A 12,481-nucleotide genomic window follows, 5' to 3' on the forward strand; every position below is an offset into this window, starting at 1 on the left:
TACCAAGCATGATGTTTTGACCATACGGTCAAAAATCTGCTGCCTGAGCGGGCTTTTTGCGCTATGACCGTTTGAAAGACTCGTGAAGCATCGTTTCACGGGCTATCTTCGTTCGTGCACCCAATGACACCCACGAAGGCATAAAAGCGCAAAGGCGCTGAGTGAAAGGGCAGGAGATGAGCACGATCCGCGAGGCCGGCGCAGGCGCGCCCAAGGTGATGCCGCTGCCGGCGCGCGCCGCCGCCAACACGCCGCTATCGCTGGACCACGGCATTGCCCGCAATCCCGGCATGAAGCTCGATCTCGGTTTTCTGGAATCGGTGCGCAGCGTCAACCGCTCGGCGTTGGAGCGTCGGGTCGCGACGCTCACCAAGCGGCGCTCGATCAAGGCCGACAACCAGGCCGCCTGGCTCTTGCGCGCCATCGCCTGCATGGATCTCACCACGCTGAACTCCAACGATACCGACGAGCGCGTGCGCCGGCTTTGCGCCAAGGCGATCAACCCGCTGCGCCGCGATATCGTCGAGGGCCTCGGCATATCGGGCGAGGCGATCCGTCCGGCGGCGGTCTGCGTCTACCATCCCTTCGTCGCCACCGCGGTCGACGCCGTGCGCGGCACCGGCATCCATGTGGCCGCCGTCTCGACTGCTTTCCCGCACGGCCTTGCGCCGCTCTCCACGCGCCTGCAGGAGATCGAGGCTTCGGTGAAGGACGGCGCCGACGAGATCGACGTCGTCATTCCGCGCGGCCTGGTCTACGGCGCCAAGTGGCGTGAACTGTTCAACGAGATCGTCGCCATGCGCGCCGCCTGCGGCGATACGCATCTCAAGGTTATCCTCGGCACCGGCGACCTCGCCACGCTGCGCAACGTCATGCTCGCCTCGATGGTTGCGATGATGGCGGGCGCCGATTTCATAAAAACCTCGACCGGCAAGGAAAGCGTCAACGCCACGCTTCCCGTCGGCCTTGCCATGGTGCGCGCCATCCGCGCCTATTTCGAGGAGACCGGCTATCTCATCGGCTTCAAGCCGGCCGGCGGCATTTCGACGGCAAAAGTCTCGCTCGACTGGCTGGTGCTGATGAAGGAGGAGCTCGGCCGTCCCTGGCTCGAGCCGGACCTGTTCCGCTTCGGCGCCTCCAGCCTGCTCACCGACGTCGAGCGCCAGCTCGAGCATCATTTGACCGGCCACTATTCGGCCAATCACCGCCACGCGATGGCGTAGGCTACGAGTGCGCCCCATGAACATCCTCGAACGCTATCACGCCATGGAATACGGCCCGGCGCCGGAGGCCCGCAATGAGGCGGATGCCTGGCTCGCCGCACGCGATTTCTCCAAGGCGCTGTTCATCGGCGGCGGCTGGAAGCCGGCGGCAAGCGGCAAGACTTTCGACACCAGCGAGCCGTCTTCCGGCAAGCTTCTGGCCGAGATCTCGGATGCCGGCGCCGCCGATATCGACGCGGCGGTCGCGGCGGCAGCAAAGGCGCTGCCAAAATGGTCGGCATTCTCGGGCTACGCCCGCGCGAAAGTGCTCTATGCCATCGGCCGCGCCATGCAGCGCCACCAGCGCCTGTTCGCGGTGCTGGAATCGATCGACAACGGCAAGCCGATCCGCGAGAGCCGCGACATCGATGTGCCGCTGGCGATCCGCCATTTCATCCATCATGCCGGCTGGGCGCAGACGCTCGAGAAGGATTTTCCCGATCACAAGCCGGTCGGCGTCGTCGGCCAGGTCATCCCGTGGAATTTCCCGCTGCTGATGCTGGCCTGGAAGATTGCGCCGGCTCTGGCCGCAGGCTGCACGGTGGTGCTGAAGCCGGCCGAATTCACGCCGCTCACCGCCATATTGTTCGCCGAGATCTGCGAGCGGGCCGGCGTGCCGAAGGGCGTCGTCAACATCGTCCAGGGCGGACCGGAGGCCGGTGCGGCCATCGTCAATCATCCCGGCGTCCAGAAGATCGCCTTCACCGGCTCTTCGGAAGTCGGCAAGATCATCCGCAAGGCCACCGCCGGCTCGGGCAAGAAGCTTTCGCTGGAGCTCGGCGGCAAGTCGGCCTTCATCGTCTTCGAGGATGCCGATCTCGACAGCGCCGTCGAAGGTCTGGTCGACGGCATCTGGTTCAACCAGGGCCAGGTCTGCTGCGCCGGCTCGCGTCTGCTGGTGCAGGAAGGCGTTGCGGAAGCCTTCATCGCCAAGATCAAGGTCAGGATGAGCCGGCTGCGCGTCGGCAGCCCGCTCGACAAGAACACCGATATCGGCCCGCTGGTCGATCGTACGCAGCTCGACCGCGTCAAGGGCCTGATCGCGGAGGGCGCGAAACAAGGCGCCGTCTGCTGGCAGCCGGACGCCGCTTTGCCATCCTCCGGCTATTATCACTTGCCGACGCTGGCGACGGGTGTTTCGCCGGCTAATATTCTGGCGCAGGAAGAGGTCTTCGGCCCGGTTCTGGCGACGATGAGTTTCCGCAACACCGAGGAAGCGATCGAGCTTGCCAATAACACGCGCTACGGCCTTGCCGCGTCCGTTTGGAGTGAGAACATCAACCTTGCCTTGCATGTCGCGCCGCAATTGAAGGCGGGCGTGGTTTGGGTCAACGGCACCAACATGTTTGACGCCGCCTGCGGCTTCGGCGGCTATCGCGAAAGCGGCTTTGGCCGTGAAGGCGGCCGCGAAGGCATGTTCGAATATCTCGCCGCCAAGCTGCCGGTCGGCCCCGCCATCAAGCCGGCCGCGGCCGGCTCGGCCCAGCCGGTCGAGCAGGCCGACGGCTTGGCCATCGACCGCACGGCAAAACTGTTCATCGGCGGCAAGCAGGTGCGTCCGGACGGCAATTACTCGATCGCCATTGCCAGCGCCAAGGGCAAGCTGGCAGGCGAAGTCGGTCTCGGCAACCGCAAGGATATCCGCGACGCCGTCGCAGCCGCGCGTGGCTGCAAGGCCTGGCCGGAGGCGACGGCCTTCAACCGCAGCCAGGTGCTTTATTACTTCGCCGAGAACCTGTCGGGCCGCGCCGACGAGTTCGCCGCGCGCCTTGTCCAACTCACCGGCGTCGGCGCCAAGGCCGCGCGCGAAGAGGTCGAGCAGTCGATCGAGCGGTTGTTCCTTTATGCTGGCCTCACCGACAAGTTCGAAGGCCGCGTGCACCAGCCGCCGGCCCGTGTCGTGACACTTGCGCTGCATGAGCCCGTCGGCGTCGTCGGTATCGTCGCGCCGGACAACCAGCCGCTTTTGGGCTTCATCTCGCTGGTCGCGCCGGCGCTCGCCATGGGCAACACGGTTGTTGCCGTCCCGTCGGAGCGCCACCCGCTGCTGGCCACCGACCTCTACCAGGTGATCGAATATTCCGACATTCCGGCCGGCGCGATCAACATCGTCACCGGCCGCAGCGCCGAGCTTGCCGGCGTGCTGGCCAAGCATGACGACGTCGACGGGCTCTGGGTCTTCGCCGATGCCGACACCTGCGCCAAGGCGGAGGCCTACTCCATCGGCAACCTCAAGCGCGTCTGGACCGGCAATGGTCGTAGCCTCGACTGGGCCTCGGGCGAGGCGGCCGGCGAGGCCATCCTGCGCCGCGCCATCGAGGTCAAGAATGTCTGGGTGCCTTACGGCGATTGATCGCTTACGAAGCGCGGCGTGCCCGAATGGTCCAGGGCAGCGGAACTTGTTGCCCGGTTGTCGTACAAGTCCTTGCGCCGCGACAGACTATATGCATTAAAGCAGCTGCCGCGAAGGTGATCGCGTTCGGGCTTGACGCCCGGATGGGTGTTCTTTAACGAGAAAAAACATCTTGTCCGCGGCGGAGGGCGCGGGTCGGCAAGGATTCTGGCCGGCCGCCGGCCATCCGGCTCAATGCATGTCGCCCAAAAGTGCGCAGCGGTTTTGGGAGAACGACATGCATCAAAACAAATACTTAAAGCGCGTTGCATGAATTCGTTTCAACGCGACACGCTTTAAGTCCAAAGCGTGAGGAGAACAGCATGGCGGATCTTGCAGGCAAGGTCGTTGTTGTCACGGCCGCGGCGCAAGGCATCGGCCGGGCGAGCGCGCTGGCTTTCGCCAAGACGGGCGCGACCGTTCACGCCACCGATATCAACGAGCTGCTGCTGGCCGAGCTGGGCAAGACTGCCAGTGTCAAGACCCGCAAGCTCGATGTGCTGAACGATGCGGCCGTCGCCTCCGCCTTCGCCGAGATCGGCCGGGTCGACGTGCTGTTCAACTGCGCCGGTTTCGTCCATGGCGGCTCCATCCTCGAGATGAAGGACGAGGATCTCGACTTCGCGCTCAACCTCAATGTCCGTTCGATGATCCGCACCATCCGCGCCGTGCTGCCGGGCATGCTGGAGCGCGGCGACGGCTCGATCATCAACATGGCCTCGCTGGCAAGCTCGCAAAAGGGCGTGCCGAACCGCTTCGTCTACGGCCTGACCAAGGCGGCCGTGGTCGGCCTGACCAAAGCGGTCGCGGCCGATTATGTCGCCAAGGGCATTCGCTGCAACGCGATCTGCCCGGGCACGGTCGAAAGCCCGTCGCTTCAGGACCGCATGCATGCCCAGGGCGACTATGAGGCAGCGCGCGCCGCCTTCATCGCCCGCCAGCCCATGGGCAGGCTTGGCACGCCGGAGGAGATCGCCGATCTCGCCGTCTATCTTGCCGGCGCAACCTACACGTCGGGGCAGGCCTATAATATCGATGGCGGCTGGTCGATCTGACGAGAGGCTCGGATATCGGGCGGTCGGATCGAAACGTCTGAAAATCTCGACGATTTGGTCGGCATAGCAGCGAGGCGTGCTTGCCGTGGACGGGGTCGGCAACTACGGTCCGCTGGCTTCGATGGGAATTTGCAAAACCGGCCCTTGGCCGCAAGGTGGAGAACGTTGAGATGAAGTTGTTGCGCTATGGCGAAGCTGGCTGCGAAAAGCCCGGCCTGCTCGATGCGGATGGGACGATCCGCGACCTTTCGGCTCATGTCGCCGACATCGCCGGCACGGCGCTCCATCCGGCCTCGCTGGAGATGCTTTCGAAGCTCGATCCGAAGTCGCTACCGGTGGTTCCCGGCAAGCCGCGCCTGGGCGCCTGCGTCGCCGGCACCGGCAAGTTCATCTGCATCGGCCTGAACTATTCCGATCACGCCGCCGAGACCGGCGCCACCGTGCCGCCGGAGCCGATCATCTTCATGAAGGCAAGCTCGGCGATCGTCGGGCCCGATGACGACGTGCTGATCCCGCGCGGCTCGGTCAAGACCGACTGGGAAGTCGAGCTCGGCGTGATCATCGGCAAGACGGCGAAGTATGTCTCGGAGGACGACGCGCTGGATTATGTTGCCGGCTATTGCGTCGCGCATGACGTCTCCGAGCGCGCCTTCCAGGCCGAGCGCCAGGGCCAGTGGACCAAGGGTAAGTCGTGCGACACCTTCGGCCCGACCGGGCCATGGCTGGTCACCAAAGACGAGGTCGCCGACCCGCAGAACCTCAAGATGTGGCTGACCGTCAACGGCAAGACGATGCAGAACGGCTCGACCAGGACAATGGTCTTTGGCGTGAAATATCTGGTCGCCTATCTCAGCCAATTCATGTCGCTGCATCCCGGCGACATCATCTCGACCGGCACCCCGCCCGGCGTCGGCCTCGGCATGAAGCCGCAGGTGTTCCTGAAGCCCGGCGACGTCGTCGAGCTCGGCATCGAGGGATTGGGCCAGCAGAAGCAGACGTTCAAGGCGGACGAGTAAGCGCAGACCTCACCTTCTCCCCTTGTGGGAGAAGGTGGATCGGCGCGCAGCGCCGAGACGGATGAGGGGTGCTCCAGCGGAGTGCCGCCTTGAAGATTGAAGATATCCCACGCTTCATTCTGCCGTGACGAGATCCTTCCAACACCCCTCATCCGGCCGCTTCGCGGCCACCTTCTCCCACAAGGGGAGAAGAGAGCGCCGGCGCTACTTCAGCACCTTCCCATCCGCCCCAAACCGATACGTCTTCGCCGCATCCGGGGTCGCGTAGAGCGTCGCGCCAGGCTCGGCGTTGTAGACGCCGAAGATGCGCACGGTGATCAGCCCGGCCTTCTCGCAGTCGAGATAAAGATTGGTGTCGGCGCCGAGATGCTCGGCATGCACGACCGTGCCTTTCCAGGCGCCCGACGTCGCGTCGACGGTGACATGTTCCGGCCGCACGCCTATGGTCTTGGCCGTCTCGCCCAGCTTGGCGCCGTCGATGAAATTCATCTTCGGCGAGCCGATGAAGCCGGCGACGAATTCGTTGGCCGGCGAATTGTAGAGCTCCATCGGGTTGCCGATCTGCTCGATGCGTCCGGAGTTGAGCACCACGATCTTGTCGGCCAGCGTCATCGCTTCGACCTGGTCGTGGGTGACGTAGATCATCGTCGCCTTCAGCCGCCGGTGCAGCTGCGCGATCTCAAGCCTGGTGTTGACGCGCAGCGCCGCATCGAGGTTCGACAGCGGTTCGTCGAAGAGGAACAGTTTCGGTTCGCGCACCACGGCGCGGCCGATGGCGACGCGCTGGCGCTGGCCGCCCGACAGCTCCGCCGGCCGGCGCTCGAGATAGGGCTCCAGCGACAGCATGGCGGAAGCGATCTTGATGCGCCGCTCGATCTCGGCCGCCGGCGTGCCGGCCTGCTTCAGGCCCAGCGCCATATTGTTCTTCACCGTCAGGTGCGGGTAGAGCGCGTAGGTCTGGAACACCATGGCGATGCCGCGTTTGGCCGGCGGCGTGACGGAAACGTCCGTGCCGTCGATCAGCACGCGGCCGGAGGTCGAATCTTCCAGGCCGGCGATGACGCGCAGCAGCGTCGATTTTCCGCAGCCGGACGGGCCGACGAAGACGACGAACTCGCCGTCCGTCACTTCGAGGTTGATGCCCTTCAGCACCTCGACCGGCCCGAAAGCCTTCTTCACATTCTCGATCTTCAGCGAACCCACGGCGTCGTCCCTGTTCTAGAGTTTCACGGCGTTGCCGCTGCGCACGCTCTCGTCGGCGGCAAGGCAGACGGCGAGCGATTTCACGGCAGCGTCCATGTGGCGGGTGAGGTCGATGTTTTCGCGGATGGCCTTGAGCAGGAAGGCCTGTTCGAGGTCGCAAAGCTCCTGGTGGCCCGGTTCGCCTTCCATCGACAGCAGTTGGTCCTCCCGGGCGAATTTGCCGTCCGGCCCAGTCGCCGCGCTATGCAGCCTAATCGTCGAGGTCTTGGTATGGGTGTCGATGTCGTCGGACCTGACGCCCTCCTTCATCACAATCGAGACGCAGCCCTTCGGCGACATGACGTCCTTCACGAAGAAGGCCGTTTCCGAGATCATCGGCCCCCAGCCGGCCTCGTACCAGCCGACCGAGCCGTCCTCGAACAGCACCTGCAGGTGCCCGTAATTGTACATCGAGGGCGCCACCTCGTCGCTCAGCCGCACCCCCATGCCGCGTACTTCGACGGGTCTCGAGTCGGTGATCTGCAGCATCACGTCGAGATAATGCACGCCGCAATCGACGATCGGCGACGTCGTCTGCATCAGCTGCTTGTGCGTCTCCCAGGTGTGGCCGGAGGATTGCTGGTTGAGGTTCATGCGGAAGACATATGGGCCGCCGAGCTTGCGCGCCTCGGCGATCAGCCGCACCCAGGACGGATGGTGACGCAGGATATAGCCGATCACCAGTTTCTTGCCGTTGGCCTTCGCGGCATCGACGACTCGCTTTGCGTCGGCAACCGTGGTCGCCAGCGGCTTCTCGACGAAGACATGGCAGCCGGCCTCTAGGGCCCGCACCGCATAGTCGGCATGGCTGTCGGAATAGGTGGCGACCGCCGCGACATCCGGCTTCTCGTCCCGCAGCGCGTCGTCAAAGGAGCGCCTTATGCCGTAGCCGGCGAGCCCGTCCGGCAGCGGCACGTCGGAACGGTTGACGAGTGCGGCGATCTCGAAGCCTGGATTGCTGTGGTAGGCAAGCGCATGGCTGCGGCCCATATTGCCGAGGCCGGCGACGACTACGCGAAGAGAGGTTTTATCGCTCACCTGACTGCTCCATTTTTTCCTGAGAGGGTGAAGCGCAGCCCTATCAAAAGTTGGCTATTGCGGCTCACTTCACCGCTCCCGACGTGATGCCCCGGATCAGCTGCCGCGAGAAGATGACATAGAGGATCAGCACCGGCAGGATCGCCAGCGACAGCGCCGCCAGGATCGCGTTCCAGTTGGTGACGAACTGGCCGAGGAAGAGCTGCGCGCCGAGCGTCACCGTCTTGGTCTCCTCCGAAGGCGCCAGGATCAGCGGGAACCACAGATCGTTCCAGATCGGGATCATGGTGAAGACGGCGACGGTCGCCATGGACGGACGCACCAGCGGCAGCACCAGCCGGAAGAAGATCGTGTATTCCGACAGCCCGTCTATGCGGCCTGCATTCTTCAGGTCGCTGGACACCTGCTTCATGAATTCCGAAAGGATGAAGATCGCCAGCGGTAGGCCTTGCGCGGTATAGACCAGGATCAGCGCCGTCAGCGTGTTGACCAGTCCGGTCGCCACCATCAATTGCAGGATGGCGACGGTGCCGAGGCGGATCGGGATCATGATGCCGAGCGCGAGGTAGAGCCCCATCATCGTGTTGCCGCGGAAGCGGTATTCCGACAGCGCGAAGGCGGCCATCGCGCCGAACAGAAGCACGAAGAACAGCGAGGCGACGGTGACGACGAGGCTGTTCTGGAAATAGTGGATGAAGTCGCCCTGGCCGAACACGGTGGTGTAGCCGATCAGGTCGAAGGTCTTCGGTGTCGGCGGCGTCAGCGGCGCGCCGAAGATGCCCGCGCGCGACTTGAACGAATTCATCACCACCAGGATCACCGGAAACAGCGCGATCGCCGTGTAGGTCAGGAGGATCGCATGCGCGCCGATGGCGCGGGGAAGCGAACGTGTGGCTGTGCTCATGGTGCGCCTCAGAACTGGTAGCGACGCAGGCGCGTCTGCACGAGGAACAGATAGACGCAGACGCCGGCGAGGATGATCAGGAACATGATCGTGGCGATGGTCGCGCCCATGTTGGGATCGCCGACCTGCAGCTGGAAGCCGAAGAAGGCGCGGTAGAGGAAGGTGCCGAGGATGTCGGTCGAATAGTTCGGCCCGGCCAGCGCCCCTTGCGCCGTGTAGATCAGGTCGAAAGCGTTGAAATTGCCGACGAAGGTCAGAATCGAGATGATGCCGATCGAGGGCAGGATCAGCGGCAGCTTGATCTTCCAGAACTGCGCCATGCCGGTGACGCCGTCGCATTCGGCCGCCTCGATCACCTCGTCGGGGATCGACAGCAGCGCTGCATAGATCAGCATCATCGGGATGCCGACGAACTGCCAGACCGAGACCAGGCTGAGCGCGGTGAGCGCATATTGCTCCTTGCCGAGCCACGGCGTGAAAAAGCTCTTCAATCCGACGAAATCCATCAGATGCGGCGCCACGCCCCAGATCGGCGACAGGATCAGCTTCCAGGCGAAGCCGACGATGACGAAGGACAGGATCGTCGGCACGAAGATCGCCGTGCGGTAGAAGGCGGTGAAGCGCAGCCGAGGGCTGGAAAGAAGCGCCGCCAGAAGCACACCGATCGGGTTCTGCACCAGCATGTGGATGATGAAGAACCAGACATTGTTCCTCAGCGCGTTCCAGAAATTCACCGACCAGTTCGGATCGCCGAACAGCGTGCGGAAATTGCCCAGTCCGACAAAGACCTGGGACTGCTCGATGTTGCGGAACAGCGAAAGCTGCAGCGTGCCGAACAGCGGCAGGATCATGAATGCGGTGTAGACCAGCACTGCCGGCGCCAGGAAGACGCCGACATGCCAGCGGATCGCTCTTTTCGGTCGCGTTTCTGCAGCCATGAGTTCGGTAGCCATGAGTTCGGTTCCCCGCCGTCTCTGGGTTCCAGGTCGGTTGATGCTAGCTGATGCCTCGATGCACGGCTTGGCTGTCCCCTTGAGGAGAAAGACAAGGCCAGCGACAGATCGGCTCCGTCTTCCCCGCACGGCGAGGGTAAGACCGGGAGGCTGCGCCGACAATCGCTATCGGGAACTGTTTGATGCCGGCCGGGCCCGAGCCCGGCCGGCATCGCAATCGATGCTCTTACTTCGCCGGCTTGTACCAGCTGTCGAGGCCGTCCTGCAGCTTCTTGGCCGCGGCTTCCGGCGTATCGGTGCCGTTGATCACATTGGCCGATTCAACCCAGGTCTCGTTCTCGAGGTTCGGCGTGCCGCGCGACAGGATCTGGTAGGTCGAGCGGATCGTCGACTTGCACTTGCCGCGCCAGGAGACGAACTCCTGCGCCAGCGGGTCTTCCATCTTCACCGGCGAGGAGTTCAGGCTGAAGAAGCCGGGCAGCGCGTTGGCGTAGATGGTGGCGAAATCCGGCGAGGCGACCCAGGACAGGAACTTCTTGGCCTCTTCCGCATGCTTCGATGCCGCATTCAGGCCCATGCCGATGTCGGTGTGGTCGGAGATGTAGCAGGTGTCGCCGGCCTTCTCGACCGGCGGCGGGAAGGCGCCCATCTTGAACTGCGCCTGGGTGTTGAACAGGCCGATTTCCCACGAGCCGGCCGGGTAGATGGCGGCGCGGCCGAGCGTGAACAAGTTCTGGCTGTCCGGATAGGTCTGCGCCTCGAAGCCGTCGCCGAGATACGGCTTCCACTTGGCCAATTCCTTGAAGGGCTCGACCCACTGCGGATCGGTGAGCTTCTGCTCGCCCTTGATCAGCGCCTGGCGGCCTTCCTCGCCCTTCCAGTAGTTCGGGCCGATATTCTGGTAGCCCATGGTCGCGGCTTCCCAGAGGTCCTTGGTGCCCATCGCCATCGGAATGTAGGTGCCGTCGGCCTTGATCTTGTCGAGCGCGGCGAAGAACTCGTCGCGGGTCTGCGGCACCTTGATGCCGAGCTTGTCGAAGGCATCCTTGTTGTAGATGAAGCCGTGGATGACTGAGGCCATCGGCACGCAGAAGCTCGACTTGCCGTCGTCGGTCTGCCAGGCGGCCTTGGCGACGGGCGAGAAGTTCTCCATGCCAGGCAGCGAGCTCAGGTCGGCGAGGTTCCCCTTCTTGAACAGCTCCAGCGACTTGTCGAAGGGGCGGCAGGTGATCAGGTCGCCCGCCGAGCCGGCAGCGAGCTTGGCGCCGAGGGCCGCGTCGTATTCGGTCGGCGCCGAAGGCGCGAACACCACCTTGATGCCGGGGTTCTTGGCTTCGAAAGCCGGGATCAGCTTGTCCTTCCAGATGGTCAGGTCGTCGCCGCGCCAGCTTTCGATGTTGAGCGTCACGTCCTCGGCCAGCGCCATCCCGGTCGTGCCGAGGATGCTTGTGCCGAGCAGAAGGGCCGTCAGTAGTTTGGTCTTCATCTTCAGTCTCCCTGTTGACCTTTTTCAGGTTCGGTTTTGAGAACAGAGGCTCAGCGCCCCTTGCTCCCCTCGCAAGCCCGTTTCACCCCGATGGAAATCGGGATGAAAAGGGCCCTACCTCTTTGTTAGGGCATGATCTTTTCCGAAAAGCGGGTTTCACTTTTCGGAATCATGCCCCAGCGCGGAAAGCGCCGGCCTGAGCTTCTGGCCGGTTCCTTCCAGTATCTTCTCGGCCGCGTCGGCGCTGGCGGCGCCCGCGGCGAGCAGAATGGCGGTCTTGACGCCGCCGCCGCTTTCCTCGAGCAGGCGGGCGGCGTCGTCGCGGCTCTTGCCGCTGATGGCGGCGACCATGCGCACGGCGCGGTCGCGCAGCTTGATGTTGTCGGCGGTGAGGTTGACCATGTAGCCGTCATGGACATGGCCGAGATGGATGGCGGTGAGCGTCGAAAGCATGTTGAGCGCGATCTTCTGCGCCGTGCCCGCGCCCATGCGCGTCGAGCCGGCGATCAGCTCAGGCGGCGTTTCGAGCAGGACGGCGACGTCGGCCTGCTCGAACAGGACGGCGCCCCGGTTGTTGGCAATCGCGATGGTGGCGGCGCCCCGGCGCCGCGCGTCCTGGAGCGCCTGGACCGCATAAGGGGTCGAGCCGCTGGCCGAGATGGCGATCAGGCAGTCGCCCTTGCCGATGGCGGCCGCGGCAACCGCCGCCGACGCTTCCCCGGTGTCGTCCTCCGGCCCGCCTGCCAGCGTGCGGAAGGCGTCGTCGCCGCCGGCGATGAGGATGGCGATGCGGTCGCGCGCAATGCCGAAGGTGCCGGGCAGTTCCAGCGCGTCGGCCAGCGCCATCAAGCCGGAGCTGCCAGCCGCCGCATAGGCAAGCTTGCCGCCGCTCTTCAATTGCTTCGCGATGAGTTCGGCGGCAACGGCAATCGCCGGAATGGCGCCATGCACGGCCTTGCCGGCCTCGATCTGGGCGCTGGCCAGGAACGCCAGAATGGTTTCGGGGGCCTGGACATCCAGCCCCTCGGCATTCTGGTGGAGCGCTTCGGTGCGCGTCTCGGCCATGCATTTTCCTCCGATTGAGCGAACAATACCAAAAAAATACCACTTGTCCACACGCATTAATGAATTTC

At 64.1% G+C, this 12,481-nt stretch carries 10 protein-coding genes; 4 read left to right on the plus strand and 6 right to left on the minus strand.

Going from position 1 to position 12,481, the window contains the following annotated elements:
- The first annotated feature begins 176 nt into the window (after positions 1-176).
- From deoC to LB552_RS21650, 4 genes are all read left to right on the plus strand, one after another.
- Positions 177-1,223, plus strand: coding sequence for a deoxyribose-phosphate aldolase (gene deoC, locus LB552_RS21635; protein WP_224610114.1), 1,047 nt, complete (start codon positions 177-179; stop codon positions 1,221-1,223).
- A gap of 16 nt (positions 1,224-1,239) precedes the next feature.
- Positions 1,240-3,615, plus strand: coding sequence for an aldehyde dehydrogenase family protein (locus tag LB552_RS21640; RefSeq protein ID WP_224610116.1), 2,376 nt, complete (start codon positions 1,240-1,242; stop codon positions 3,613-3,615).
- A 362-nt stretch (positions 3,616-3,977) separates the two neighbouring features.
- Positions 3,978-4,709, plus strand: coding sequence for an SDR family oxidoreductase (locus tag LB552_RS21645; protein ID WP_224610118.1), 732 nt, complete (start codon positions 3,978-3,980; stop codon positions 4,707-4,709).
- 170 nt (positions 4,710-4,879) lie between these two features.
- On the plus strand, positions 4,880-5,725 hold the full coding sequence (locus LB552_RS21650) for a fumarylacetoacetate hydrolase family protein (RefSeq protein WP_224610120.1): 846 nt from the start codon (positions 4,880-4,882) through the stop codon (positions 5,723-5,725).
- 204 nt (positions 5,726-5,929) lie between these two features.
- Here LB552_RS21650 and LB552_RS21655 read toward each other — a convergent pair whose 3' ends face one another.
- The 6 genes from LB552_RS21655 to LB552_RS21680 all read right to left on the minus strand — a co-directional run bounded on the left by LB552_RS21655 (position 5,930) and on the right by LB552_RS21680 (position 12,413).
- Entirely contained in the window at positions 5,930-6,928 is a 999-nt protein-coding gene (locus LB552_RS21655; protein WP_224610121.1) for an ABC transporter ATP-binding protein, read from the minus strand.
- 15 nt (positions 6,929-6,943) lie between these two features.
- The gene (locus LB552_RS21660) at positions 6,944-8,005 is read right to left on the minus strand and encodes a Gfo/Idh/MocA family protein (protein WP_224610123.1); all 1,062 of its coding nucleotides are present in this window, start codon (positions 8,003-8,005) and stop codon (positions 6,944-6,946) included.
- 64 nt (positions 8,006-8,069) lie between these two features.
- Positions 8,070-8,909 carry a carbohydrate ABC transporter permease gene (locus tag LB552_RS21665; protein ID WP_224610125.1) on the minus strand — a complete coding sequence of 280 codons (840 nt, stop codon included), beginning with the start codon at positions 8,907-8,909 and terminating at the stop codon, positions 8,070-8,072.
- Positions 8,910-8,917: 8 nt separating this feature from the next.
- On the minus strand, positions 8,918-9,847 hold the full coding sequence (locus LB552_RS21670) for a carbohydrate ABC transporter permease (RefSeq protein WP_095768146.1): 930 nt from the start codon (positions 9,845-9,847) through the stop codon (positions 8,918-8,920).
- Between the two features lie 241 nt (positions 9,848-10,088).
- Positions 10,089-11,348, minus strand: coding sequence for an ABC transporter substrate-binding protein (locus LB552_RS21675; protein WP_224610127.1), 1,260 nt, complete (start codon positions 11,346-11,348; stop codon positions 10,089-10,091).
- A 156-nt stretch (positions 11,349-11,504) separates the two neighbouring features.
- Entirely contained in the window at positions 11,505-12,413 is a 909-nt protein-coding gene (locus LB552_RS21680) for an N-acetylmuramic acid 6-phosphate etherase (RefSeq protein ID WP_224610128.1), read from the minus strand.
- Between the last annotated feature and the right edge of the window lie 68 nt (positions 12,414-12,481).

The sequence above is a fragment of the Mesorhizobium sp. CA7 genome (assembly GCF_020165015.1).
GTDB lineage: Bacteria > Pseudomonadota > Alphaproteobacteria > Rhizobiales > Rhizobiaceae > Mesorhizobium.